Raw genomic sequence first — 25579 nt, 5'->3', positions numbered from 1 at the left:
CGCTTTCATTCTCGTTCAATCAACGCGAGCAAAGCCATATTGATGCACTGCGGCGCCAAGTCTTCGCCTTGTTTTCGGCAGAGTTCCAGCGCCTGCTAGCGGGCATGGCTCGCGCATCGTTCGATACCCATTCATCATCTTCCGAACACGCTACGGAACCCGACGTCGAAGCGGGCACCGAACAGACACGGCGATCCCTGCTGCTCGGTGCGATGGCGACGACGGCGTGTCTCGGCTGTTCAACCAGGACCCGCGCAGGTGAGGATCCGCCCGGCTCGGATGAGCGGCCGCAGAAAGGCGATCTGCTTGTCTTCTCCGAAGGTGACCAGGAGGGAAAGCTCGTCACTGCGGCTGATCTCAAGGTCGGTGGACCGCCGATCCATGCCTGGCCGAAGGACCCCACCACATCGGTGGTGCGCAGCGCCTCGCGGCTCAACGAAATCCTGATCATCAAGCTCGATCCCGCCGACCTCGACGAGAAGACCCGCGCGCGCGCCGTCGACGGCATCATCGCCTATTCGGCGATCTGCTCGCATGCCGGCTGTCCCGTCACCGCCTGGGTGAAGAGCGATGTCGGCGACAAGGAGGTGTTCAAGTGCATGTGCCACAACTCCGAATTCGATCCCCGCGCGGGCGCGCAGGTCGTGTTCGGGCCGGCGCCGCGGCGGCTTGCAGCGCTGCCGCTGGAGCTCGCTGACGGTTCGCTCAGCGTCGCCGGCAATTTCATGGGAAAGGTAGGTGGCACACAGCCAGGATGATGGACGGTTGCGGGCTGGGCCCGCGTCAGGACTAGCCGCTTCCGCCGAAGGGCGGGCGACGGGACGAACGACAAGAATTCACAACAAGAATTCAAGCGGATGAAAAGGGGAACGTCCATGAGAACTTCCATGACCAGGAAGCAATGGTTACTGTCCGGCTTGGTCGCCTTCACGTGTCTTGCCTCAACCGCCGCCCTATCGGGTCCGATCGAGAGTTATTCTCCGGTCACCGCGCAGCGGCTGGAAAACCCCGAGCCCCACAACTGGATGCTCTACCGGCGCACCTATGACGGGCACGGCTATAGCCCGCTCGACCAGATCAACACCTCCAACGTGAAGAACCTCACACCGGTCTGGACCTTTTCCACTGGCGTGGTCGAAGGCCATCAGGCCCCGCCGATCGTCAACAATGGCGTGATGTTCGTGACGACCCCAATGGGCCAGGTGATCGCGCTGAATGCGAAGACCGGCGACGAATACTGGCGCTACAAGCGGCAGCTTCCTGACGATCTGTTCCAGCTGCATCCGACCAACCGCGGCGTCGGTCTGTGGGAGGACAAGCTCTACCTCGCCACCACGGACGACCACGTGGTCGCGCTCGATGCCAAGACCGGCAAGGTGCTGTGGGACACCAAGGTGCAGGACTACAGGAAGGGCCAGTACCTCACCCTGATGCCCTTGATCGTCGACGGTAAGGTCATTGTCGGCGGCTCCGGCGGCGAGTTCGGCGTACGTGGCTATATCGTGGCTTATGATGCCAAGGACGGTAAGGAGCTGTGGCGGACCTACACCATCCCCGGTGAAGGCGAGCCCGGCCACGAAACCTGGCAAGGCGACGACTGGAAGAACGGCGGTGGATCGGCCTGGATGACCGGCAATTACGACAAGGAGACCAAGACGATCTATTGGGGTGTCGGCAATGCCGCGCCATGGCCCGGCGACTCGCATCCCGGCGACAATCTCTATACTGCATCGGTGCTCGCGCTCGATCCCGGCACCGGCAAGATCAAGACCTATTTCCAGTACCACCAGAACGATTCCTGGGATTGGGACGAGGTCGATGCGCCGATGCTGATCGATTTGCAGCGCAACGGCCGCACCATCAAGAGCCTGGTCCATCCCGGACGCAATGCGATCTTCTGGGTGCTGGAGCGGACTCCGACCAAGATCAATTACGTCGCCGGATGGCCGTTCGTCTTCACTGACGTCTGGAAGGGCATCGACGAGACCGGCAAGCCGATCGTGGATCCTGCGCACAAGCCGGTGATCGGCAAGCGCGTCGAGTTCTGTCCCTCGCTCTGGGGCGGCAAGGATTGGCCGTCGGCGGCCTACAGCCAGAGGACCGGCCTCGTCTACGTGCCTGCCAACGAGAATTTCTGCGGCGGCTTTACCGGCGAGAAAGTGCCGCTCAAGCCGGGCGAGCTCTGGCTCGGCACCAAGCCGGAAGACATCGGCCTGAAGACAAAGCCGGGTGCAGATCATTTTGGCGAGCTCCAGGCCTGGGATCCCGCAACCGGAAAGAAGGTCTGGCAGCACAACTTCCCCAAGTCGCATCTGTTCGGATCGGTCACCGCGACCGCGGGCGATCTCGTCTTCGTCGGCGGGACCAACGACCGCTATTTCCGCGCCTTCCACGCCAAGACGGGCGAACTGCTGTGGGAGCAGAAGACCAACTCCGGCATCGTCGGCATGCCGGTGTCATATGAGATCGACGGCACGCAGTACATCGCGATCCAGTCGGGCTGGGGCGTCGACGCGCAGCGCATCCAGGATGCACTCGTGACCAATAATATCGGCATTGAAGCCAACGTGCCGCAGGGCGGCGTCGTCTGGGTCTTCGCGCTGAAGAAATAGCTCCGCGGGCGGATCGAAAGAAGCGGAGCAGCGGGGGGTGGCGAATGCGGCGGATGGCAACATCCGCCGCATTTGTTTGCGCAGCGCCAGATAGCTACTTCCCCTCGCGCTCGACCTTGTCCTTCTCCTTCTGGTTCATCTCGCGAATCTTGGGATCCGGATTGTGCTGCCCGGTGGTCTGGGTGGTGGAGGCGGGTGGGGCGTTGGCGTTGGGCAGCGAAGTCTGGTCGGGGCCGGTGGGGCGCGTCGCAGTGGTCGGCGGCGCCGTGTTGCTCTGGGCGAATGCGCCCGCGGCGGTCAAAAGAAAGGCGCCCGACAGCGAGACTGTGAGCGCCCTTGAGATGTTGGTCATCGATCTGCTCCTGTCAGATCGATGGAAACGGCGCGAGGCGGCTTGTGTTCCGCCTCGCACTTCGGTTCCGTCTCACGCCTCCAATTGCTTGCCGATCGGAAGTGCGCGGATGCGTTTTCCCGTCGCTGCGAAGATCGCGTTGATCAGGGCTGGCGCGAACGGAGGAACGCCGGGCTCGCCGACGCCGCTCGGCGGCGTGTCGGGTCCGGGCGGTACGATGTAGACGTTGGTCACCACAGGCGAGTCGTCCATCCTGACGACCTGGAAGTCGTCAAAATTCTTCTGCTGCACCTTGCCGTCCTTGAAGGTGATCTCGCCGTATTTGGCGAGACTGAGCCCCATGATTGCCGCGCCCTCAATCTGCGAAGCGATGCGCTCGGGGTTGACATAGGTGCCGCAATCGATCGCGGTGTCGACCCGCGGCACCGTCAGCTTGCCCTTGTCGTCGACGGCGACCTCGACGACGGTCGCGATGTAGCTGACGAAGCTGCGGTGCACGGCGATGCCGAGACCGTGGCCCTTCGGCACCTTTCGTCCCCATTCCCCCTTCTCGGCGACCAGCTCGACCACCTTGCGCAGGCGCGCGGTGTCGATCGGGTAGCTGTCCTGGGGCTCGCCGTAGTTCCAGAGGTCCTTCACGTTGGGCTTGACGATGCGAGGCGAGCCGATCAGCTCGAGCAGCATGTCTTTCTGGTCGCGGTCCGTTGCCTGCGCGATCTCGCCGACCATCGACTGAACGGCGAAGGCGCGCGGGATGTTCGAGACCGCGCGGAACCAGCCGATGCGGGTGAACGCCGCGGCTTCCGGGTTCTCACACGAGATGTTCGCGATCTCGAACGGCATATCGACCAGGCCCATGCCGATTTCGAACGGCGCCTGATGCACCGTGCCGGCGGCAAAGGTCGAGGCGATGCTGGGAGCCACGCTGCGGTGGCGCCAGGCGATCACCTTGCCGCTCTTGTCGAGGCCGGCCTCGATCCGCTCGACCGAGACGGTGTGCAGGAAGCCGTTGTGGATGTCGTCCTCCCGCGTCCACTGCACCTTCACCGGCGCGCCGAGCTCCTTCGAGAGCAGCGCGGCTTCGAGCGCAAAGTCGCATTTCGACTTGCGTCCGAACCCGCCGCCGAGCAGCGTCACGTTGACCGTGACGTTGGCCTCGGGAATGCCGAGCGTCTTGGCGACGTCCTCGCGGGTGCCGCCGGGGCTCTGCACCGGCGCCCAGATCTCGGCCCTGTCGCCCTTGACGTCCGCGACCGCCACCGGCGTCTCCATGGCGACATGGGCGAGATGCGGAAGGTAATATTCGCCGACGATCACCTTGTCGGCGCTCTTCAGGGCAGCGTCCGCATCGCCCTCCTTGCGCAGCACGAGCCCCGGCTTGCGCGAGGCCTCCTCGAGCTCCTTGCGGTAGGCGACGGAGTCGTATTTGCCGTTGGGACCGTCGTCCCAGGTCAGCTTCAGCGCGTCGCGGCCCTTGATCGCCGCGCCTGTGTTGCGCGCGATCACCGCGACGCCGCCGAGCGGCTGGAATTTCGAGGGCCACGGCCAGCCGCGCACCTGCATCACCTTCTCGACACCGGGGACCTTCAGCGCCTCCGCCGGCTCGAACTTGACCAGTTTGCCGCCGGTCACCGGCGGACGGGCGATCACGGCATATTTCATGCCGGGCAGCCGCACGTCGGCGCCGTAGTTCGCCTTGCCGGTGGTGATGTCGTGGAGATCGACGATGCCGATCTGGCCCTTGCCGAGATAGCGGAAGTTCTTGGGGTCCTTCAGCTTGAGGCCCTCGATGCTGGGCACCGATTCCTTGGCGGCGTCGGCGGCGAGCTCGCCGAAGCCGAGCTTGCGCCCGCTGGCGCTGTGCACGACCTCGTGGTTGACCGCCTTGACCTCGGTCGCCGGCACGCCCCAGCGCTTGGCCGCGGCCTGCTCCAGCATTGTGCGGGCCGAAGCGCCGATCTGGCGCATCGGGATCAGATAATGCCGCGTGCTGCGCGAGCCGTCGGTGTCCTGGTTGCCGAACTTGACCTCGTCGCCATGGGCTTGCTGCACCTTGACCCTGGACCAGTCGGCCTCCATCTCCTCGGCCACGATCAGCGGCAGGCTGGTGCGCACGCCGGTGCCCATTTCCGAACGGTGCCCGACGATGGTGACGATGCCATCCGCGCCTACCGAAACGAACACGCGCGGATCGACCACGACGCCATGCGGCATCTTGCCGGCGCCGGTCTCATAGGCGAGCGCCTGGCGCGACATCACGGGGGCGGCGAGCACGAAGCCGCCGGTGACGCCGAGCCCCTTCAGGATGCTGCGGCGCGACACCTTCTCGACCTTGATGTGCTTTTCGAAGCCGCGAAGCTTGCGGGGATTGTCGATGAAGTTCATGTCACACTCCCGTCGATGCGAGATGGACGGCGTTCTCGATGCGCTGATAGCAGCCGCAACGGCAGATGTTGCCAGACATCGCCTCGCGGATCTGGTCGTGCGAGGGTTTGGGATTCTCCATCAGAAGCGCCGCGGCCTGCATGATCTGGCCGGCCTGGCAGAAGCCGCATTGGGGCACATTGACCTGACGCCACGCCTTCTGCACCGGGTGATCGCCGTTCGGATGCAGCCCTTCGATCGTGGTGACCTCGCGTCCGGCGACGTCGTTGACGGACGTGATGCAGGCGCGCACCGCTTGCTTGTCGACGATGACCGTGCAGGAGCCGCACAGGGCCTGGCCGCAGCCGTATTTGGTGCCGGTGAGACCGGCCTCGTCACGCAGGAACCAGAGTAGCGGGAGATCCGGGTCACCGTCCCAGCTCTGTTCCTGGCCGTTGATCTTCACCTTGATCATGATCGTGCCTCGCTCTTCATAAGCATGCCAAATTCAAAGTCCGCCGACGCCGGTCGGCGACCTCGTGCGTCGTCTCGCCACATCCCGCCGTAGTCCCGCGCGGGCAAATCCCGGAGGGAGGCAGGAACGCAGGTAGCGAAGTCTGGATGTGCTCGATACCTCCCGTTTTCTTCTTAATTGATTGTACGTCGTGCGGCATCGTGACGGCGCGACCCTAGCAGAGATCGCGCCGACCTGGCGTTCACAGCCGAGTGTTCTCACCGGGAAAAGATTGCATCGACGGTTTGTCAAAAGCAGGGCGCGTCATCCGCCACGTTGCGCATCAAATGGGCGCAACGAAAAAAGCTTCGTCCGCCGGCTGCACCGAACGGACGAAGCAGTAGGCCTCAGTCGAGGGAGGGAGAACGCAGAGCACCGCGAACTTCAAGCAGGAAGCGGACGGTCCTGCGCAGTCATTCAGATACCAGGACTGAGGAGCCGATGGTCCTCACCCACGCGTGGTGCAGAAGCGGCGGCATCGCGCCGCGGTGGTCCCGGCAGCGGGGACCGTGAGGCTCGCTGGCGGCAACGAACGCCAGCGAGCTGCAGATGGTGTAGCCAAGATCCGGCGGCCGGCCAGTTCAGGCGGGCGTCCCAGGCAGTCTTCCTAAGCGGCTTTGGCCTTCGCGACATGGGTCGCGATCGCGTCCATCAGGGCCGGGGACAGGCAGTCATAGGGCTCGAGGCCGATCTCCTTCAGCCGCGAACGGATGCCGGCCATCTGCTCGGGCTTCACACCCGATTCGATCACGGAGGAAACGAAGGCGGCGAATTGCGGCGCCTGCGAGCCCTGCTCCTGGAACAGTTCGGGATGGATGAAGTCGAGGCCGTAGAACGGATGGTTCTTGTTCTCGATCCGGCCGTACATGTGCGTGCCGCAGGCCTTGCAGGCGTAACGCTGGATCACCGCGGAGGGGTCGACGATCTGGAGCTTGTCGCCGTTCTCGAGCACGGTGACGTTCTGGCGCGGCACGACGGCGACGACGGAGAAGGTCGCGCCCTGCGGCTTCCAGCACTTGGTGCAGCCGCAGGCGTGATTGTGGGCGACGTCGCCCTTGATGCCGACCTTCACCGGATGGTCGCTGCATTTGCAGGCCAGCGTGCCACCGGCGAAGCTGCCGCTGCCTTGCTTGATGCCGTTGTCGATCGAGGGATGGAGTGCAACAGTCATGGTCGATCCTCCTTGGTGTGACGTTTTCGAGCTAGAACACGACGACTGAACGGATGGATTTGCCCTCGTGCATGAGGTCAAAGCCCTTGTTGATCTCCTCGAGCTTGAGCACGTGGGTGATCATCGGATCGATCTGGATCTTTCCGTTCATGTACCAGTCGACGATCTTCGGCACGTCGGTGCGCCCGCGCGCGCCGCCGAAGGCCGTGCCGCGCCAGTTGCGGCCGGTGACGAGCTGGAACGGGCGGGTGGCGATCTCCTTGCCGGCCTCGGCGACGCCGATGATGATTGAGGTGCCCCAGCCGCGATGGCAGGCCTCCAGTGCCTGGCGCATCACGGTGGTGTTGCCGGTGCAGTCGAAGGTGTAGTCGGCGCCGCCGTCGGTGAGGCCGACGAGGTGCTGAACGATGTCGCCGGTGATCTTCTTCGGGTTGACGAAGTCGGTCATGCCGAACCTGCGACCCCATTCCTCCTTGGAATCGTTGATGTCGACGCCGATGATCTTGTCGGCGCCGGCCATCTTGGCGCCCTGGATGACGTTGAGGCCGATGCCGCCGAGGCCGAACACGACCACGTTGGAGCCCGGCGTCACCTTGGCGGTGTTGACGACGGCGCCGACGCCGGTGGTGACGCCGCAGCCGATGTAGCAGCTCTTGTCGAACGGCGCGTCCTCGCGGATCTTGGCGACCGCGATCTCGGGCAGCACGGTGAAGTTCGAGAAGGTCGAGCAGCCCATGTAGTGGTAGATCGGCTTGCCCTTGTAGGAGAAACGGCTGGTGCCGTCGGGCATCACGCCCTTGCCTTGCGTCGCGCGGATCGCGGTGCAGAGATTGGTCTTCTGGCTGAGGCAGCTTTTGCACTGCCGGCATTCCGGCGTGTAGAGTGGGATGACGTGATCGCCCGGCTTCACCGAGGTCACGCCCGGGCCGATCTCGCGGATGATGCCGGCTCCCTCATGTCCCAGGATCGACGGGAAGATTCCCTCGCTGTCGAAGCCGTCGAGCGTGTAGGCGTCGGTATGGCAGATACCCGTCGCCTTGATCTCGACCAGGACTTCGCCGGCCTTCGGGCCTTCCAGATCGACCTCGACGATCTCGAGCGGCTTCTTGGCTTCGAAAGCAACGGCGGCACGTGTCTTCATCGGTAGCTCCTCAAATTCTCATCAGACGCCAAGAAGTAGTCCTGGCAGCCCTCGTAACGTTCATTTCTTGCCCATGCAGGCGTCTTCAGCCTGGGTATAGGCCTCCGTCTTCTCCTCCTTTTTCGCAGGACGCTGCCGGCCCAAGGCGTCGGTGGAGCGCGCGCGGAGATAGACGTAGAGATCGTCCATGTAGCAGGCGACGTTCGGGTTATCACCGAAGGCCGGCATGACGTTCTCCTGCGCGGTCGAGATGCTCTTGCGGCCGGAGGCGACCACGCCGAGGAAGTCGCCGTAACTCATCGACTTGACAGAGTCCCTCAGCGCCGGTGCGTAGGTCGATCCCATGCCGTCGGGGCCGTGACACACGTGACAATCCGAGTGATAGCGGCGATATCCGGAATAGGTGAACCAGTCCACGGTACCGTCGGCCGAAATCTTGTAGGTCGGGTTTCCGTCCTTATCGAGCCACTTTCCGTCGTCTTCCTTCTTCACAGCGGTCGGGTCGCCCGGACCCTCTGCGACCGCGATTCCTCCGGACACAACGAAGATCATCATCACAACAATGACAGAGCAGATTTTACGCAAGAGATTTGTTCCTCGGCCGGCATTCGGTGGAGACGAGCCGGCGCGTGGAACGATCCACGCGCCGGAGCGATGCTAAGCGAGGCCTAGTTCGGCAGCGAGAACACGGTCAGCGTACCGCCGAGTGCCGTGTAGTTGCTGAGGGCCGCGTAGCCGCCGACGGCGCCGAGGCCTGCGGTCGGATCAGTCAGGCCTGCCGCGAGACCAATGCCGGCCCAGCCGCCCACGCCGGAGAGCACGGCAATGTACTGTTTGCCGTTGTTCTCATAGGTGGTGACGTTGCCGATGATGCCGGACGGAGTCTTGAACTTGTAGAGCTCCTTGCCGGACTTGGCATCGACCGCCTTCAGGTAGCCTTCGAGCGTGCCGTAGAACACCACGCCGCCTGCCGTTGCGAGCGCACCCGACCAGACCGAGAACTGCTCCTTGTTCGACCAGACGATCTTGCCGGTCTTGTTGTCCCAGGCGATGAAGTTGCCCATGTGGCTTTCACCCTGGGGCGGGTACATCGAAAGCGTCGCCCCCACATAGGGCTGGCCTGCGGTGTAGCTCACCTTGAACGGTTCGTAGTCCATGCAGACGTGGTTGGTCGGAACGTAGAACAGCTGCGTGTCCGGCGAGTAGGCCGCCGGCTGCTGGTCCTTCGTGCCGAGCGCGGCCGGGCAGATGCCCTTGGTGTTCTTGTCCTCTCCGCCGTGCTCGGTGGAATATTGGGCGACGACCTTCGGACGGCCATAGGTTGGCGAGTTCTTGTCCATGTCGACGCCGCTGGTCCAGTTCACTTTGGGATCGTACTTCTCGGCAACCAGCAGTTCGCCGGTGTCGCGATCCATGGTGTAGGCGAGGCCGTTGCGGTCGAAGTGCGTCAGCAGCTTGCGGTTCTGACCGTTGATCTGCTGGTCGCTGAGGATCATTTCGTTGACGCCGTCATAATCCCATTCGTCATGGGGCGTCATCTGGTAGACCCACTTCGCCATGCCCGTGTCGGCATCGCGGGCGAAGATCGCCATCGACCATTTGTTGTCGCCGGGACGCTGCTTCGGGTTCCAGGTCGAGGGATTGCCCGACCCGTAATAGACAAGGTTCAGAGCGGGATCGTACGAGAGCCAGCCCCAGGTGCAGCCGCCGCCGATTTTCCACTGATCGCCCTGCCAGGACTTCAGCGAAGAGTCCGGGCCGACCGGCTTGCCGAGCGACGTCGTCTTCACCGGATCGACCTTAATCTGATCGTCCGGACCCGTGGAATAGGCGCGCCAGACCTGCTTGCCGGATTTGAGGTCGTATGCGGTGACATGGCACTGCACGCCGAACTCCCCGCCGGATATGCCGACGAGGACCTTGTCCTTGACGACCAGGGCCGCCGAGGTACCGGTCTCGCCCTTTGCCGGGTTGCCATTGGTGGCCGACCAGGCCACCTGACCGGTCTTTGCATCGAGCGCCACGAGGTTGGTGTCGGCCTGATGCAGAATGATCTTACCGTCGCCATAGGACAGGCCGCGGTTGACGGTGTCGCAGCACATCACGGGGATGACGTTGGGATCCTGCTTCGGCTCGTATTTCCAAACGATCTTGTTCTCTTGCGAAAGGTCAATGGCGTAGACCTTGTTAGGGAACGGCGTGTGGACGTACATCATGTTGCCGATGATCAGCGGGCCGCCCTCGTGGCCACGCAGCACGCCGGTCGAGAAGGTCCAGGCAACTTGGAGTTTCCCGACATTCTGTGCGTTGATCTGGTTTAGCTTCGAATAGCGGGTATTGGCGTAGTCGCCCGCCGGCATCACCCAGTCTTTCGGGTTTTGCGACATCTTGATCAGCTCGTCATTTGCTGAAGCGCTGCCGACGGCGAGAGCCGCCGCCGAACCAAGACAGGTCGCCAGAAGCACCTTGCGCATAGTTATTCCTCCGTTGGTCTCGTTTATTATTTCCGAAGCGTTGCTCAATCGCCGGGCTTCTCGTCCGGCGTCTGCTCGTGCAGGGCGGTCACGATGGGGACCAGAAACGATGCTGTGCTGTTTCCTCCTCCTGATGAGAGCCACGGGTCCACGTGCAGGAGCGGCCCGTTCTTGTTGTTCCTGCCGCAATCCCTAACGGCTTCGCCATCGGGAAACTTGCCCAAGAGCGAAGGCGGTTTGCTCGACAGCGCACGGAGGTGAAGATTTTGATTTTGCAGTAGCGAATTCAGCGGCTTCGGTGCGCCCTCGAGGCCGCCTCGGCGCTCAGGTTCCCCTTGACGGCGCTGCAACTAAGGCGGAGGATTAAGTTTCAAGAGTGGCAATGGAACGATGGCGCTCGTTGCAAGAGACCGCTCAAATGCGAGGTAAACGTCACGCAATCACGGCTGAGGGCTCCGGCAGCGCTGGTTGCGATTCGCGCCGAATCTCCGGATCAAATCAGTGGCTGGATTAATGTCCGACACCATTCACACGCTCTCGACGACCGGAATGACGCCGAAGCGGCAGATCCAGAGCTGGATCGACGGGCTCACGAGCCTGTGCGGGCATTTCGACGTTGATCCGCTGGAGGCGTCCTCGCTCGAAGGTCGCATCGATTACACCACGGTCTCGCGCCTGAAGCTCTGCCAGATCGAGGTCAGCCAGCATCGCATCGCGCACACGCTGGCGCGCGCCAAGGCCAATGAACACCCGTACATAAAAATCCATTTCCAGACTTACGGCGTGTCTTATTTCGAACAAGAAGGCCGCCACATCGAGATCAACCCGGGCGACATCATCGCCTATGACGTCTCCTGTCCGCATTCGATCATCAGCCCCGCCTTTACCCGACATGACGTGGTGATCGTGCCGAAGGCGCTGCTGCGCGACCGCGGATTCCCGTCGCAGCGGATGCCGGCGTGCAAATTGACGGCGAAGACGGGGACCGGGCGGATCGCCCACGATTTCGTCCACGCCACCTTCGACGAGGCGGCAAAGCTGTCCGCCAACAGCGCGGTCGGCGTCGCGGATTCACTGATCGACCTGTTGCTGCTGCCGCTGCGCGAAGCCGACACGATGTTCGATCGTGTCGGGCCCGAAGCGATGTATGTGCGCGCGCAGTTCTTCATCCGCGAGCACTTGCGCGACCCCGATCTGTGCATCGATCAGATCTCGGCCGAGCTTGGCTGCTCCAAGCGCTATCTGCACATGCTGTTCTCGGAGCGCGGCACCACGGTGAGCGACTACATCTGGCAGGCGCGGCTGCAGAACTGCCGCCAGGAGCTCGAGGCCCACGCCGGCAAGACTATCACCGACGTTGCCTTCTCCTGGGGGTTCTCCAGCTCATCGCATTTCAGCCGGGTGTTCCGGAAATATTTCGGCGTGGTGCCGTCCTCGATCCACAAGGCACAGCAGGGCGCGGCGAGCTCGGGCGAGCATTAGACGCGGTTTTTCCAAAAGCGGCCGGCGAGGCCGTCCTCGTGATGTGCCCAACTTTCTGATCAGGCCGGCTCGAGGCCCAACGACTTCGCGCTCTCGATCCAGATCGGCAGCTCGCGCTGGTACAGCGCATTGGTTTCCTTGAAGCCGATCGCGGGCTCGAGCACGAAGGTCGAGAGAACCTCCTTCACTTTCGGATCGGTGTTGGCGGCGACGCAGAGCTCGGCGAGGCGGTCGACGACGGCTTGCGGCGTCGCCTTGGGCACGGCCCAGCCGGTGAACCCGCTCACGGTGAAGAATTTCGACGTCGCGCCCTGCTCGGGAAGGGTCTTGATCGCGGGGATCGCATCGACCTTCTTCGAATGCACGGCGAACACCGTGCCGCGGTCGCTTTGCAGGACCGACTGCGCGGCCGTGTAGCTGCCCATCGCGGCATCGAGGGTGCCTTCCAGCATTCCCGTCCACATCGGCGCCTCGCCGCGATAGTGCACCGGCTCGATGTTGAGGCCGTACTGCTTGTTGAGCTCGTTGACAGTCATGTGCGGGGCCGAGCCCGCGCTGTAGGTGCCGAAGTTCACCTTGCCGCTCTTGCGCGCGAAGGCGACGAAATCCTCCAGCGTCTTAACCCCTGTTTTCGGGTTCGCGACCAGCAACAGACCCGCGCCGGGAATGACGCTGACGAGCGTCAAATCCTTGTCCATGTCGTAGCCGGGATTTTTCATCACCACACGGTTCATGATGTAGGTGGTCGAGATCGAGCACAGGATGGTGTGGCCGTCGGGCTCGGCGCGGGCGACTTCCGCCGTCCCGATCGCGCCGGAGGCGCCGGGCTTGTTCTCGATGACGACGGTCTTGCCGACCTGCTTGGAGATGAACTCGCCATAGGCGCGCGCGAGCAGGTCGGTCTGGCCGCCGGCGGGATAGCTGCAGATCATGCGAATCTGCCGCGCCGGCCAGCTACCCTGTGCCGATGCGCCGCGCGCGACGAGCGGCATCGCCAGTGCACTGGTCCCGGCGGCGATGAAGTGGCGGCGATCGAGCTTGGCGGACATGATTCTCTCCCTGATTTTTGCCGAACCTACTGCATCCGGCTGTCGCTGCCATCGGTCGCAGGCGAGACAGATTGGCGCATTCGATTGGTCTGCGCGGTGCCTATTCGGTGATCACCCGGACGCGCAGATTGCTGGCGATGGCCGGGGAATTCACGGGGCACCGATGGGCGAATGAAATGCCTCCAGTATACGAAGGGAGACGCCGCTAGCCACATCCTCCGTCATTCCGGGATGCGTGCGCAGCACGCAGGCCCGGAATCCATCGCCCCGCATGCGCTGCTGATAAATGGATTCCGGGCTCGCCCTGCGGGCGCCCCGGAATGACGGTGCCTCACCGCTGGATGATCTTGGTCCAGACATCGCCGAGGATCGCGGGCTCGCGCGGCGGCAGATAGGTGAGGCCGGCCTGCTTGCCGAATTCGGCGATCTTGCCCGAAGCCGTGAGCTCCGTCAGCGCCTTGTTGACGGCCGCGATCAGCGCGCCATCGCTGGCGAGCCCGACATAGCCGCGATTGGCTCCGATCGGATAATAGTAGCCGGACGCCGTGATCGCCGTGTCCGGGCGCGCGGCGCGATGGGCGTCGAAGCGGGCAAGATCGATCAGCGTCGCGTCATGGTCGCCGCGCTCGAGCGCGCCGAGAAGATCGTCGCGGCCGGGGACGAGGTGGGTGATGTTGTCGATCAGGCGCCCCTTGTCGAAGGTCATCAGGATGGCGTCGCCGAGCGATCCGCTTTCGATGGCGAGACGAAGGCCGGCGAGATCGCCGATGTCGCCGACCTTGCGCCCGCGGGCCTTTGGCCCCAGCACCACCGTCATCGGCGAATAGATGTAGGGCTGGCTCGGCGCGAGCACGCCGAGCGGGACGCGGCGCCGCCGATCGTCGCGCGTGGCGCCGGCGAAACCCGGCAAGCGCGCCGTCTTCATCCCGGGTGCGACAAGCGAATCCTGCGTCAGCGCGTAGCCGCCGACCAGCGAGCAGCGCCCGTCCGAGAGCAACGCGTTGGCCTCGAGTTGCGGGCTCGAATCCTCATCCAGCCTGCTCTCGAACCACTGGATCTTCAGCGGGCGTCCCATCCGCTCGGCGATCGCCTGCGCCAGCAGCACGTCGAAGCCGGCATCCGGCTTGTCGCGGCGATGCACCGAGAGCGGCGGCCGGTCCTCGTCGAGACAGACCTTCAGAGGATCGTCGGCTGCGAGAGCGACCGACGCCATCGCGGACAGAACGGCCGCAGCGCTCCAGGCAACGCGCCGGCCCCTCATGGCTTCCTCCGGCTGGAGACGAAGGCCCAGAGGTTTCCGATCTCGTCGTCGCTGAGAATGTCGGCCCAGGGTGGCATCTTGTTGTTCTTGCCGTTCTTCACCGTGGTGACGAAGCGCGTCTTGTCGTCGGGAATGGCACGCAGATCCGGCGTGACGGTGCCGGAATTCATCAGATTGGGGCCGTGGCAGTGCGAGCATTTCGAGGCGTAGGTCGACTTGCCATGGTCGATCTGCGCCTGCATGGAATTGCCGGTGGTGTCATCGGCGCGGACGGTCGCCGCATGCGCGACCGACAGCACCGCGACGGCGGCGATCATCGCCGCCGTCTTGTGAGGGATCACTTTCAGCATCGTACCCGTGTCTTACTGTTTGACCGCAAAGACCCACAGCGAGCCGCCGGGCGGCACGTTGGCAAGCCGCTCGTCGCCGGAGAACAGCGAGTAGACGCCGCCATAGCCGCTCGTCACGGCGACATACTGCACGCCGTCCTGCTGCCAGGTCACCGGCTGTCCCTCGATGCCGGAGCCGGTCTGGAACTGCCAGAGCTTCTTGCCGGTGTCGGCGTCGAAGGCCTCGAACTCGCCGGTCAGCGCGCCTGAGAATACGACGCCTCCGGCCGTCGAGAGCACGCCCGAGAAGCGCGGAATGTCGCTCGGCGCCTCCCATTTCGATTTGCCGGTCATGGGGTCGATGGCCTTGAGATGACCGCGCGGCCCGTCGCCGTATTCCCAGAGGTCGGTCAGATCCATGCCGAGATACCATTCGCCCTGCTTGTAGGTGACGGGCTCGGTCTTGTACCTGCCGCCGAAAGCGAGCGTGTTGGCATAGGCGAGGCCGGTCTGCGGATTGAACGACATCGGCTCCCAGTTCTTGCCGCCAAGGATCGAGGGATAGACGGTGACTTTCTTGCCCTCGCGTGCGTCCTTCGACACGTCGGTCTCGATCGGACGTCCCGTCTTCATGTCGATGCCGGTTGCCCAGTTGACCTTCACGTAAGGATTGGCCGCGAGCAGCTTGCCGTTGGTGCGGTCGAGCACGTAGAAGAAGCCGTTGCGGTTGGCATTCAGCAGCGCCTTGGTCGGCTTGCCCTCGATCGTCATGTCGGCGAGCACCATCTCGGCCACGGCGTCGTAGTCGAACGGATTGTTCGGCGAGAACTGGTAATGCCACTTGATCTTGCCGGTCTTGGGATCCAGCGCCAGGACGGAGCAGGTGTAGAGATTGTCGCCGGGGCGCACCGCCGAGTTGAACGGGCCGGGATTGCCGGTGCCCCAATACACCGTGTTCAGCTCGGGGTCATAAGAGCCGGTGATCCAGGTCGAGCCACCGCCGAGCTTCCAGGTGTCGCCCTTCCAGGTGTCGCCGCCGGGCTCGTCCGGCGAGGGGATCGAGTGGGTCCGCCAGAGATGCTTGCCCGTTGCCGGATCCCAGCCGTCGATGAAGCCTCTTGTGCCGAATTCGGCGCCGGAGATGCCGGTGATGACGACGCCGTCGGCAACGAGCGGGGCTACCGTCATCGAATAGCCTTCCTTGATGTCGGCTGCTTTTTGCCGCCACAGCTCCTTGCCGTTCTTGGCGTCGATGGCAATCACGTGGGCATCGAGGGTCGTACGGAACAGCTTGCCCTCGTGAATCGCGACGCCGCGGTTGATGATGCCGCAGCAGACGATTCGCGGCGTCTCCGCCGGATATTCGATCTTGCTCTTCCAGATCTGCTTGCCGGTCTTGGCATCGACCGCCATCGTGGCATTGTGCGAGGTGACGTAGATGACGCCCTGATAGACGATGGGCTGCGATTCCTCGCTCCGATCGTCATTGAAGCTGTAATTCCAGATCGGGACGAGATTCTTGACCGTATCCTTGTTGATCTGCTTCAGCGTCGAGAAGCGCTGAAGATTGTAGCCCATTCCGTAATTGAGAACGTTCGATGTGTCGGTCGCACCCTTGACCAGCTGCTCGGTGGTCTGTGCATTTGCACAGGTTGACGCAAGCATGACGAGGCTCGCGGCCATCGCAAAGCGTTTCATCCGTTCCTCCCAAAATGCGCGCCTTTTGACGCTGCGGCTGCAACACTCCGTCGGAAACCAAAACGCGTCAATACGAAAGTCGTAAGCAACGTGCCGATATCGTCGGCGGTCACCTGACGGAAACCTGACAAAGGCAACTCCAACTTGTGCGGAGACGCTGAGAATTCCGTGGCGCGAAGCGCGATCGGGAGCAGGTCGATGCATCTCCACCGGTTGTGGCGCGCGTAAGTTGCAAGTCCGGACTTGAACCGAGGTCCGCTTGCGGGTTTATCTCGGCTCTGCCCCATTAATCAGGGGCTCTATGTCAGGGAGGTCTCGATGATTTCGGCTCGCTCGATTGCCCTTGCACTTATGATTGCACTCTCGGCCGGTCCGGCGTGGTCGGCTTCCGGCAATGCGGTCAAGTTGTTCGACACCGACAACGACGGCACGCTCGATCTTGCCGAGGTGAAGAAGGCCGCTGCCACCACCTTCGCAAAGCTCGATCCCGATCGCGACGGCACGCTCGATGCGCGCGAACTGCGTGGACGGTTGAGCGCGAAAGCACTCGCCGCGGCCGACCCCGACCGCGACGGGACCCTCACCCTCGACGAATATTTGTCGGTGGTCGAGCAGCGTTTCAGCGCAGCCAATCCCGACAAGGACGGAACGCTGGATGCGAAGGAGCTGAACGCGCGCGCCGGTCGCGCGCTCGTGCGATTGCTCCGGTGAGCGCCGCGGCCGGAACGGGCGTGACGGGCGTAACGTTTGCGATCATTCTCGTCTCGCGCTCGGGAACATCGGGCTGCTCGGCCTGTTTCTCCGCATGTCCTGCCGGCGCCGGGGCTGCGCTGCGGGAGAAAAGGAGATGCAGATGAATACGAATCGTTCCCTTCTTGCTGCCTGTGCAATCCTGGCGCTGAGCGCCGGGGTTGCGGTCGCCGGTCCCTGCAACACCGGCAGCGCCAGCACCGACAAGGATGCTGGTTCTGGTCCGGTCACCGTGGGCTCCGCGCAATCGCACACGTCCGGTTCGGCGAGCGGTACCAGCCAGCATCCGCCGACCAGCACCATGAACCGTGCCAGCGGTGAATCGCCGGCGTCGTCCGAGGATGCGCAGCGCCAAATGCAGAGCGAGCCGACGGCGGCTCAGCGCGCTGCAGGCGCCAAGCCGAATGCCGAAATGGCCGACAAGGATTGCTGACGGCACCGTTGTCGATTGGACGCGCGGTGCATTGCACAAGGCAGTGTCTCGCTGGTCAGGTTTGACCAGGAGGGAACTTGCCTTGTCCGAGAGAGAAATTGCGGCCGCGAAGAATTGGCACAGACGCGGCGGCAGTCGAATCGAGGCTTGAACTGCAATTGACGCAGCCCTAGGTTTTCGCCGCGCGATGTCGCGCTCAATACCTTGGGAGACCCGAATGGCTTGGAAAGCTCCGAAGATCGTGGAAGTGCCGGTCGGCATGGAAATCAACATGTACGCCTGCGCCTCGCGCAAGTAAGACCGACGACCTGCCGCGGCTTCGATGGCAAACGCCGTCGGAGCCGTGGCAGTGTCGGATCTGCGCCTCGCCGTGCTCCATGCTTTGCGGATTGACGTGAATGCCGCACGTGGACGGGCTTCAATTCTCTGGCCGCAAAATCTCGACCGTGCTCTGCGGCAGTGTGTTACGCTGGCGCCCGGTCAGCGCTGCTGCCGCATCATAGCGGCGCGCGCCTTTGGGGCACGGGATGGGCGGCAGAGCCTGCAAGTTCTGGACGGTGATCGTGTGCGCGATCGTGCTGGCGCCGGCGCGCAGCAGCGCCGAGGCAGGTTTTGATACCGAGCACATCTTCGGCTTCATGATCGGCACCGATATCGGCAATGTCGGCGAGCGCGAATTCCAGACCCAGACGACGGGGCGCTTCGGCAAAGGCGGGGGCGCTTATCGCGCCCTTGAACACGAGGTCGAGATCGAGGTGGTGCCGCTGCCGAATTTTCGTGTCGAGGTCGGCGGCACCGCCAGCTTGCACCACATCACCGGCGTCCCTGACATCGACGACCGCCGCCAGTTCAACTTCCAGGGCATCTCGCTTGACCTGCGCTATCGCCTGCTCGACCGTGAGCGCGCACCATTCGGCCTCACGATTGCGGCCGAGCTCCACGGCGACCGCATCGACGAGACCAGCGGCGCGAAAGGGCGGATGTACGGCACGGAATTCACGTTCGCCTTCGACGGCGAACTCATTCCGAACTTCGCCATCGGCGCCCTCAACCTGATCTACCAGCCGGAATGGGCGCGCTTCGAGATTGGAGGGGCTTCCGAGAAGAGCTCGACGATCGGGGCCGCGTTTGCCGGCCTGGTGCGCGTGCGGCCCAATGTGCTGCTCGGCGGCGAGATGCGCTACTTCCGGCAATATGAGGGCATCGGCCTTAGCGAGTTCTCAGGCCAGGCCCTGTTTGTCGGCCCCACCGCCTATTTCCAGCTCTCCGAGCGTTCCCGGCTCACGGCGAGCTGGAGCATGCAGGCCTGGGGGCGCCCGGCCAGCTCAGGCGGCAATCTCGACCTCGTCAATTTCGAGCGGCATCAGGCACGATTGGTGTTCGGCGTGAATTTTTAGCGCGGAAAGTCGTCATGCCCGGGCTTCTCCCGCGTGCGCGGCCGAAGCCACTTCGGCGAGGCGACGGCCAGGGCATCCACGTTCTTTGTTCCACGAGGCAAGGAGGCCGAGCCCGGCCATGACGAGGCTCCGGCGCTATGAAACTTCCCCCTCCTTCGCGCGTAGCTTCATGTGCTAATCTCTCCATCGCCCCCTTGCGAGAGGATCCCGGCATGAACCCGATTGACCTGGTGGTGACTGTGTGCGCGGTGCTCTCGCCTGCGACCTGCGAGGAGCGGCATCTGGTGTTCCACTATTCCGGGTCGCCGCGGCAATGCGCGATGGCCGCGCCGCCCTATATCGCGCAATGGGTCGGTGAGCATCCGAAGTGGCACGCGGTGAAGTGGCGCTGCGAATATCCGCACCCGAACGACAAGGCGTGAGCTGCCAGAATCCGTTCGAACGCTACTTGGTGCAGTCCTTCAGATCCTTGTCGGCGATCGAGAACACCGCGTCGGCCTTGATCTCGATATCGCGGACGACGCACTGCCGTGCATTGGGGTAGCTGACCCTGGCGTCGTAGCGGCCGGGCTCGATGCCGGTGATGCGCAACCGCTCGTCGTGGTCGACCTCCTTGTCCTTGTCATTCAAGCACTGGTTCGGACCCCAGTCGGTCTTGCCCGCGGGTGCAAGCTGGAAGCCGGAGATGGTCTCCGTCGTGAGATTCCAGAGCCTTATGCCCTTGCCCTTGGTCTGCGCACCGGCTTCCCCGGCAAGCGTCAACAACGCGGTCAAAGCAAGAACCCCACGCATCAGCCAGTCCTCCCAAAGGGCGCCGTCATTCCCTGATCAGCCGCTCGCGGTTCTTTGCCTTGTCGAAATTCTTGGCGCGGTCAAGGCCATTTGGTGCGATCAGCTTCGCCGAGACGAGATCGGCGCCGTCGAAATCGGCGTCGATGACGATGGCGCCGGTCAGATCGGCTCCGCCGAGTTGGGCGTTTTTCAGTGATGCGCCGCTCAGATCGGCGCCCCTGAGGACTGCGAATTCGAGGTCAACGCGCGACAAATCGGCGTTGCGCGCGTTCAGCCGTTCCAGCTTGGCGGATCTCAGCACCGCGCGCATCAGTCCCATCGACTGGTTTCGCATATCGGCGCCGAGATTCGCGTCCGCGATCGAGGCGCCGACCAGGCTTGCGCCGGTGAGGTCGGCAGCGATCCGCGCTCCTGACAGGTTCGCACCGTCGAGACGCGCGCGGGCCATTTGCGAGGCGAACAGATTGGCGCCCTTAAGGCTTGCGCCGGTAAGATCCGCATCCAGCAGCCACGCCTGATCGAGGATCGCACCGTCCAGCCTGGCGTCTCGAAGTATTGTCTTGTTGAGCCGCGCGGCGCGGAGAACCGTGTTGGACAGGTCCAGCCCCGAGAGATCGAGACCCGACAGGCGTTTGCCGGTGAAATCGGCAGGCTGCTTTGGGCTCGCTTTGGCCAACATGGCCTCGACCTCCGGCCTCGTCATTTCAGCCGAGACCATCGCGGGGGAGGTGAGGTCGATGCCACGCATCATGTCCTGCGCGCCCGCCGTCATCGCAACGAGTGCGAGGCTAAGCGCTGCAAGACCAAGCGTTGCGAAGGCGACTGTCCGTGTCATCATCAGCTCCGCCGCCCGCTAATCTAGCACGTCCACCAGGCGACCGGCTATGAGGCATCTCGCTCAGTGCGGTCGCCTTGAGTTCGTTGCGCGAGGCCGGCCTTGATCGCCGCAATTTCGGCTTCGCCGCGTGTGTCGCGGGGGATGCCGATAGGCACCTCGGCGACGATCCGCGCTGGTCGCGGCGACAGGAAGAACAGCCGGTCGCCCAGGCGCACTGCATCGTCCAGGCTGTGTGTCACCAAAAGCGTCATCACCGGCCGGCTCGCGACGAGCGTTGCAATTTCATCGCGCAGGCGTCCGGCGAGAGCGTCATCGAGCGATGCCAGCGGTTCGTCGAGCACCAGAATATCCGGCTCGACGGCAAAGGCGCGGGCGAGCGCCACGCGCCGGGCCAAACCCAGCGAGAGCTCACCGGGATAGTGGTCGCGATGCGCTTCCAGCTCCAAAATCCTGAAGAGCTCGGCGAGCTTGGCATCAGCGACATCGGGCGCAGCCAGCCGTACATTCTGCTCGACCGAGCGCCACGGCAGCAGACGCGGCTCCTGGAACACCATGCCGATCCGCGCCTCCGGCGGTCGCGCGACGCGGCCTGCAAAGTCGTGGTCCAGTCCCAGGATGATGCGCAGCATCGTGCTCTTGCCGCAGCCGGAGGGGCCGATCAGCACGCCGACCTCGCCGGATTGCAGCGCGAATTTGACGGGCGCCAGCACCTCGTGCGTTCCGCCCGCGGCACTCCTGAAAGTCTTGCCCGTGATATCGACCTCAAGCCGCACGGGGCCGCCACCTGTTTGCGCGGGCTTCGAACGGCTGCACCAGCAAGGTTTCGATGACGAGCACGACGGCGGCGAAGGTGAGGGAATAGGCCAGCAGCCGCGGCGTGTCGAACAGCTGGAAGGCGACGCCGATCTCGAAGCCGACGCCGTTCGGCCGCCCCAGCAGCTCGGCGACGAGCACGATCTTCCACACCAGCGACAGGCCGGAGCGGGCCGAGGCCGCGATATAGGGCGCCAGTTGCGGCAGCACGACGTGGCGGAAGGCGCGCCAGCGCGGCATTGCGAACACGCTCGCCATCTCGTCGAGCGAACGGTCGAGCGCGCGCGTGCCCTCGCGCAATGTGACGATGGCGGTCGGCAGCTTGTTGATGGCAATCGCCGCGATCGCGGCGGCCTCGGTGAGGCCAGCCCAGATATAGGCCAGCACGATCACGACCAAGGCGGGCAGGTTGAGCAACAGGATCAGCCAGGGATCGCCGAGCCGGTCGGCGAGCTTCACCCGGCCCATCAAATAGCCGATGGCACTGCCGAGCGACATCGCGAGGGTGAAGGCGAGCGCGACGCGCGCCAGCGTGGCGCCGAGATGCAGGAACAGCGCGCCGCTTGATGCTTCCGCGATCATCACCTGAAGCACCGCCGGCGGGGAAGGCAGCTTTGCGCCGCCGACCACGAGCGCGGCAATCCACCAGATCGCGAGGAACAGGGCGAACGACAGCAGGCGCAGCACCTCAGTCTCCGGGGACTGCGTGATAGAAGGTGCCGGGATCGAGCTCGGCTGCAGGGCCGACGAGGTCGCGGCCGCCGATCTCGGCCAGCACGCGGTAGAGCACGCGCGCGTCCTTTTCCTCGTCATCGATGCTCCGGCGCGGAATGCCGTCGCGGTAGCGGTCGCGGTAAGCCTTGAGCAGGGCAGGATCGGTCGTGCCGGTAAGCGGCGCGACCTTGTCCCAGGCCGCATCCGAGGTCGCCAGCAACTCCTTGGCCTTGCGGGTCATCGCGATGAAGCGCGCGACGGCCTCCTTATGGCTCGCGGCCCAGCTCTCATCGAAGACATAGCCGACCGCGGCGACCGCGCCTTTGGCACCCAGCTTCGGCAAGATGTCCTCGATGCCGGCGAGGCGCCTGAAGCCCTTCGCTTCGAGCTGGGCGCAGAAATTCCAGAAGTTGAGGCTCGCATCCATCTCCCCGTCCAGCGCCTTGGCGGCGATCAGCGGCGGGGCGCCGTAGACGATGGTTGCTTCCGACTTGAGGTCGATGCCGTCCTGCTTCATCCGCGCCTGCAGCAGCAGCCAGCTCTTGTCGATCGCCCCGCCGGCGACCGCGAGCTTGCGGCCCTTGAGGTCGGCGAGCGTCTTGATCGGCGATGAGGCCGGCACCATCACGGCGCCGAGCGCGCTGGAATAGGGATAGAAGGTGAGCTTGGCACCGAGCGTGCGCTCGCGTGACACCCAAAGCCAGTCCGACAGGATGATGTCGGCGCTGCCGGCGCGCATCGCGATCTTGCCGGCTTCGGTGCTCGCCAGCTCGGTGACCTCCAGCGACAGGCTGGCCTCCTTGTCGAGGCCGGCGCTGCGGATCGCGGCCAGCTCCCACGAGAATGTTCCGGTCTTCTGCACCGCAAGGCGGATCGTGTCCGCAGCGCCAGCAGGTGCGGCTAGCGCCAGCACCGTTGCGAGCACCCAAATTCGCGCCAAAACTCTCATCACCTTGTGAGCCGTTTCCTCTGACAGAGTGCTTTTCAGCACAATACGCATAGCATAGCCTTGGTCGCAACCAGCGGGAGGACGCGCATGAATCCGGCCGGACGGCTACGACCGATTGTCGCCGCATTGACGGCGCTCGCTGCGAGCGTATGCGTGGCACGGGCCGAAGAGGCCAATGATTATCCCACCGCCGCGCGCGCGGAATACGTCTATGGCTGCATGAAGGCCAATGGCGAGACGCGCTCCGCGATCGAGCAATGTTCCTGCTCCATCGACGTGGTCGCCTCGATCATACCCTACGAGCGCTATGTGACCGCCGAGACCGCGCTCAGCATGTCGCAGGTGCGCGGCGATCTCGGTGTGCAGTTTCGCACTTCGGAGCAGGCCAACTCGGCGGTGAATGACTTGAGGCGCGCCCAGGCGGAAGCCGAGGTGAGGTGCTTCTGAATTGTGCCGCGGTGTCTCTCACCCTCCCCTGGAGGGGTCCGGGACGAGCGTAGCTCGCCCGTGGTCGATCGCGCGAAGCGCGAGGAGAGACCGTCACCCCACCCCGTCCCACGTTTCGCTACGCTCAATGTGAGCCGACCCTCCCCCTCCAGGGAAGGGTGCTCCTCGCCTCACGTCCCCGGCTTCTCGACATCCCATTCATTGCGGAACACATGCCCTTCCGTATCCCTGGCCTCCGCACGAAAGCGCTTGGCGCCGTTGGAGACATAGGTGAAGCGCAGGTTGGGATCTTCCGAGATCGAGATGCCGCCTTCCATCGACAGCACCGGGCTGTCGTCCTGCGTCAATCTGAGCTGGTTGATGAAGAAGGCGGGGATATAGAGCTGCGTGACCTGGTCCATCTGCAGGCCGGAATTGTTGGGATGGCCGATCATGATCTGCGCTTCGCGCAACCGGCTGGCCGGACCGTCCTCACGGGCGAATTGCCGGTAGCGCATCTGGCCGAGCCGGTTCTTGGCTTCCTCCACGTTCTTTGCAGCCGGCGCCGAGCAGCCGCCGGAGGCCTTCACATAGACTTTCGAGACGTAGAGCTGGCCGTCGCTGAGCTCGGCGACCGCGTGCACTTCGGTGTAATTGTTGACGCGCACGCGGGTCGAGATTTCCGTGACATTGGCGTCCGGGCCGAGCTCGAACTTCGCGGCCATCGGCGCGGGATTGCGGTCGATCACCAGCGTGATTGAACGGATGCGTCTGCTGTCGCCGGGCGACAGCTTGCTGCGCAGCGTCACCGGCACGATGGCGGCATCCTCGGCGCGATAGGGCATCTCGATGCCGATGACCTCGGCGCCGTCGTTCATCGGCCTGTTGCCGAAGATGTCCTGCACCAGGCCCGGCCAGGGATCGTAGGCCTGTTCCGCCTGCGCCGGCACGGCGAAGGCGATGCCGAGGAGCAGGGCGATCAGGGGCAGGCGGCGTGTGCATGCCGTCATGGTCATGCTCCTCAATTTAGGTGAAGCTGATCTCCTGCCAGCGTAGCGTGCCCGCTATTCCCATTCAATTTCCGAAAATGCTGCAGTTGCGTTGCGGGCGTTGTAGTCCTCGAACAGCTGCCAGTGCGGCCGCTCCTCCGCCGCCGCCTTGTCCGCAGCGGCGCGGATCGGCGCGCCCTTCTTGTTCAAGGTACGGACGTCGGACAGCAGCGTTGACAGGTAACGCCGTTCTTCGTTCAGCGCCGCCGGCCAGTCGCTCACAGGGCCGTGGCCGGGAACAACGCGCAGCGCTGGAATCGTCTCCAACTCCTTGAGCGTGGCGAGCCAGCCGCGAATGCTGCCGTCCATCACCGGAATGTGGTGCAGAAAGACGAGATCGCCGGCAAGCAGGGTTTTGGTGCTCTCGTCGAACACGGTCAGATCGTTGTCGCTGTGGCCGGCCGGCCATGCGCGCAGGGTCAAGCGGCGCGAGCCCAGATCGAGCGTGAGCGTGTCCATCACGAGCAGGGTAGGCGGTACGATCTTCACGGGATCAATCAGCTCGGGGCCCATGAGGCGTCTGAAATTATCGAGATAGAACGGCCCGCGGGCGGCCAACGCCTGCGGCAGCTTGCTGTGGCCGACGAAGCTGGCTCCCTCCGCCGCGAAAGCAGCATTGCCGAAGACATGGTCGGGATGGCCATGGGTGTTGATGACATAGCGGATCGGCTTTTGCGTGCGCGCTCGTACCGTCGCCAGCAGCGCCTCGCCCTCGCGCTGGCTGCCGCCAGTGTCGATCACGGCCACCGCGTCGTCTCCCACGATGAAGCTGAGGTTGGCGATGCCGCCTTCATTCTCGCGGCTCATCAGCGCGATGGCCCCGGAGTGTACGAAGATTCCCGGCGCGACTTCGCTCACAGGCAATTCGGCCGCCCCGGCGCGTGCTAGCGTGGCTGTTACCAGGGACAAGGCTGCGATCACGAGAGCGATGCGAGACACTTTTTCCGCCTCAGTTCAAAGGACTGGTCTCA

Annotated in this window: 27 protein-coding genes; 9 read left to right on the top strand and 18 right to left on the bottom strand. The window is 63.9% G+C overall.

The genetic code is table 11. From position 1 onward, the window contains the following. Positions 1 to 104 precede the first annotated feature (104 nt). Both ACVWYQ_RS12255 and ACVWYQ_RS12250 read left to right on the top strand, forming a co-directional pair. Positions 105 to 758 (top strand): QcrA and Rieske domain-containing protein, encoded by a 654-nt coding sequence (locus ACVWYQ_RS12255; RefSeq protein WP_404539242.1) that lies wholly within the window; start codon positions 105 to 107, stop codon positions 756 to 758. Positions 759 to 887: 129 nt separating this feature from the next. Then, positions 888 to 2612, top strand: coding sequence for a methanol/ethanol family PQQ-dependent dehydrogenase (locus tag ACVWYQ_RS12250; RefSeq protein WP_404539245.1), 1725 nt, complete (start codon positions 888 to 890; stop codon positions 2610 to 2612). A gap of 94 nt (positions 2613 to 2706) precedes the next feature. Here the strand turns inward: ACVWYQ_RS12250 and ACVWYQ_RS12245 are convergent, their stop codons facing one another. From ACVWYQ_RS12245 to xoxF5, 7 genes are all read right to left on the bottom strand, one after another. After that, the gene (locus ACVWYQ_RS12245) at positions 2707 to 2964 is read right to left on the bottom strand and encodes a hypothetical protein (RefSeq protein WP_157283956.1); all 258 of its coding nucleotides are present in this window, start codon (positions 2962 to 2964) and stop codon (positions 2707 to 2709) included. A 72-nt stretch (positions 2965 to 3036) separates the two neighbouring features. Beyond that, a complete protein-coding gene (locus tag ACVWYQ_RS12240) occupies positions 3037 to 5349 on the bottom strand; it encodes a molybdopterin cofactor-binding domain-containing protein (protein WP_456725659.1) in 2313 nt (770 codons plus the stop codon). Position 5350: 1 nt separating this feature from the next. After that, complete coding sequence (locus ACVWYQ_RS12235; RefSeq protein WP_024342565.1) at positions 5351 to 5803, bottom strand: (2Fe-2S)-binding protein; 453 nt, start codon at positions 5801 to 5803, stop codon at positions 5351 to 5353. Between the two features lie 646 nt (positions 5804 to 6449). Continuing rightward, positions 6450 to 7013, bottom strand: coding sequence for an S-(hydroxymethyl)glutathione synthase (gene gfa / locus ACVWYQ_RS12230; protein WP_036042003.1), 564 nt, complete (start codon positions 7011 to 7013; stop codon positions 6450 to 6452). 31 nt (positions 7014 to 7044) lie between these two features. Further along, positions 7045 to 8154, bottom strand: a complete 1110-nt coding sequence (locus tag ACVWYQ_RS12225) for an S-(hydroxymethyl)glutathione dehydrogenase/class III alcohol dehydrogenase (protein WP_027574628.1) — start codon at positions 8152 to 8154, stop codon at positions 7045 to 7047. 60 nt (positions 8155 to 8214) lie between these two features. After that, positions 8215 to 8706, bottom strand: coding sequence for a c-type cytochrome, methanol metabolism-related (locus tag ACVWYQ_RS12220; protein ID WP_157284197.1), 492 nt, complete (start codon positions 8704 to 8706; stop codon positions 8215 to 8217). A gap of 116 nt (positions 8707 to 8822) precedes the next feature. Then, positions 8823 to 10628 (bottom strand): lanthanide-dependent methanol dehydrogenase XoxF5, encoded by a 1806-nt coding sequence (gene xoxF5 / locus ACVWYQ_RS12215; protein ID WP_404539253.1) that lies wholly within the window; start codon positions 10626 to 10628, stop codon positions 8823 to 8825. A 513-nt stretch (positions 10629 to 11141) separates the two neighbouring features. Here xoxF5 and ACVWYQ_RS12210 point away from each other — a divergent pair. Beyond that, positions 11142 to 12110: a helix-turn-helix domain-containing protein gene (locus ACVWYQ_RS12210; protein ID WP_025037738.1), complete on the top strand. Its 969-nt coding sequence runs from the start codon at positions 11142 to 11144 to the stop codon at positions 12108 to 12110. A gap of 59 nt (positions 12111 to 12169) precedes the next feature. Here the strand turns inward: ACVWYQ_RS12210 and ACVWYQ_RS12205 are convergent, their stop codons facing one another. The 4 genes from ACVWYQ_RS12205 to ACVWYQ_RS12190 form a co-directional block, all read right to left on the bottom strand. Next, the gene (locus ACVWYQ_RS12205; protein WP_271544111.1) at positions 12170 to 13159 is read right to left on the bottom strand and encodes a Bug family tripartite tricarboxylate transporter substrate binding protein; all 990 of its coding nucleotides are present in this window, start codon (positions 13157 to 13159) and stop codon (positions 12170 to 12172) included. A 331-nt stretch (positions 13160 to 13490) separates the two neighbouring features. Then, positions 13491 to 14420, bottom strand: coding sequence for a substrate-binding periplasmic protein (locus tag ACVWYQ_RS12200; protein WP_456725658.1), 930 nt, complete (start codon positions 14418 to 14420; stop codon positions 13491 to 13493). Continuing rightward, on the bottom strand, positions 14417 to 14770 hold the full coding sequence (locus tag ACVWYQ_RS12195) for a c-type cytochrome (protein WP_157283950.1): 354 nt from the start codon (positions 14768 to 14770) through the stop codon (positions 14417 to 14419). The genes ACVWYQ_RS12200 and ACVWYQ_RS12195 overlap by 4 nt, the downstream gene beginning before the upstream one ends. Before the next feature lie 12 nt (positions 14771 to 14782). Next, on the bottom strand, positions 14783 to 16447 hold the full coding sequence (locus tag ACVWYQ_RS12190; protein WP_157283948.1) for a methanol/ethanol family PQQ-dependent dehydrogenase: 1665 nt from the start codon (positions 16445 to 16447) through the stop codon (positions 14783 to 14785). Positions 16448 to 16765: 318 nt separating this feature from the next. Between ACVWYQ_RS12190 and ACVWYQ_RS12185 the strand changes: the two genes are divergently transcribed. The 5 genes from ACVWYQ_RS12185 to ACVWYQ_RS12165 all read left to right on the top strand — a co-directional run bounded on the left by ACVWYQ_RS12185 (position 16766) and on the right by ACVWYQ_RS12165 (position 19449). Next, positions 16766 to 17158, top strand: a complete 393-nt coding sequence (locus ACVWYQ_RS12185; protein WP_404539261.1) for an EF-hand domain-containing protein — start codon at positions 16766 to 16768, stop codon at positions 17156 to 17158. Positions 17159 to 17300: 142 nt separating this feature from the next. Continuing rightward, complete coding sequence (locus ACVWYQ_RS12180; protein ID WP_271544118.1) at positions 17301 to 17630, top strand: hypothetical protein; 330 nt, start codon at positions 17301 to 17303, stop codon at positions 17628 to 17630. Between the two features lie 217 nt (positions 17631 to 17847). Then, positions 17848 to 17928 carry a pyrroloquinoline quinone precursor peptide PqqA gene (gene pqqA, locus ACVWYQ_RS12175; RefSeq protein WP_008562446.1) on the top strand — a complete coding sequence of 27 codons (81 nt, stop codon included), beginning with the start codon at positions 17848 to 17850 and terminating at the stop codon, positions 17926 to 17928. Positions 17929 to 18157: 229 nt separating this feature from the next. After that, the gene (locus ACVWYQ_RS12170; protein ID WP_404539264.1) at positions 18158 to 19027 is read left to right on the top strand and encodes a hypothetical protein; all 870 of its coding nucleotides are present in this window, start codon (positions 18158 to 18160) and stop codon (positions 19025 to 19027) included. A 212-nt stretch (positions 19028 to 19239) separates the two neighbouring features. After that, complete coding sequence (locus ACVWYQ_RS12165; RefSeq protein WP_036007926.1) at positions 19240 to 19449, top strand: hypothetical protein; 210 nt, start codon at positions 19240 to 19242, stop codon at positions 19447 to 19449. Between the two features lie 22 nt (positions 19450 to 19471). On the opposite strand, the gene ACVWYQ_RS12160 is transcribed toward ACVWYQ_RS12165, so the two are convergent. Genes ACVWYQ_RS12160 through ACVWYQ_RS12140 form a run of 5 tightly spaced genes read right to left on the bottom strand, consistent with a single transcriptional unit; the run spans position 19472 to position 23133 of the window. Continuing rightward, positions 19472 to 19819 carry a hypothetical protein gene (locus ACVWYQ_RS12160; protein WP_456725657.1) on the bottom strand — a complete coding sequence of 116 codons (348 nt, stop codon included), beginning with the start codon at positions 19817 to 19819 and terminating at the stop codon, positions 19472 to 19474. A gap of 25 nt (positions 19820 to 19844) precedes the next feature. Beyond that, on the bottom strand, positions 19845 to 20654 hold the full coding sequence (locus tag ACVWYQ_RS12155; RefSeq protein ID WP_456725656.1) for a pentapeptide repeat-containing protein: 810 nt from the start codon (positions 20652 to 20654) through the stop codon (positions 19845 to 19847). Positions 20655 to 20701: 47 nt separating this feature from the next. Next, positions 20702 to 21430, bottom strand: a complete 729-nt coding sequence (locus ACVWYQ_RS12150; protein WP_225148098.1) for an ATP-binding cassette domain-containing protein — start codon at positions 21428 to 21430, stop codon at positions 20702 to 20704. Next, a complete protein-coding gene (locus ACVWYQ_RS12145; RefSeq protein ID WP_036042015.1) occupies positions 21420 to 22157 on the bottom strand; it encodes an ABC transporter permease in 738 nt (245 codons plus the stop codon). The genes ACVWYQ_RS12150 and ACVWYQ_RS12145 overlap by 11 nt, the downstream gene beginning before the upstream one ends. Before the next feature lies 1 nt (position 22158). Next, positions 22159 to 23133, bottom strand: coding sequence for an ABC transporter substrate-binding protein (locus ACVWYQ_RS12140; RefSeq protein WP_456727139.1), 975 nt, complete (start codon positions 23131 to 23133; stop codon positions 22159 to 22161). 87 nt (positions 23134 to 23220) lie between these two features. Here ACVWYQ_RS12140 and ACVWYQ_RS12135 point away from each other — a divergent pair, with 87 nt between their 5' ends. Beyond that, positions 23221 to 23580, top strand: coding sequence for a hypothetical protein (locus ACVWYQ_RS12135; RefSeq protein WP_456725655.1), 360 nt, complete (start codon positions 23221 to 23223; stop codon positions 23578 to 23580). A 170-nt stretch (positions 23581 to 23750) separates the two neighbouring features. On the opposite strand, the gene ACVWYQ_RS12130 is transcribed toward ACVWYQ_RS12135, so the two are convergent. Both ACVWYQ_RS12130 and ACVWYQ_RS12125 read right to left on the bottom strand, forming a co-directional pair. After that, positions 23751 to 24569 (bottom strand): quinoprotein dehydrogenase-associated SoxYZ-like carrier, encoded by an 819-nt coding sequence (locus ACVWYQ_RS12130; protein WP_456725654.1) that lies wholly within the window; start codon positions 24567 to 24569, stop codon positions 23751 to 23753. A 54-nt stretch (positions 24570 to 24623) separates the two neighbouring features. Next, complete coding sequence (locus tag ACVWYQ_RS12125) at positions 24624 to 25547, bottom strand: quinoprotein relay system zinc metallohydrolase 2 (RefSeq protein WP_456725653.1); 924 nt, start codon at positions 25545 to 25547, stop codon at positions 24624 to 24626. Positions 25548 to 25579 lie beyond the last annotated feature (32 nt).

This window comes from Bradyrhizobium sp. USDA 3397 (genome assembly GCF_054060965.1).
This window is presented reverse-complemented; position numbering and strand designations above follow the sequence as displayed.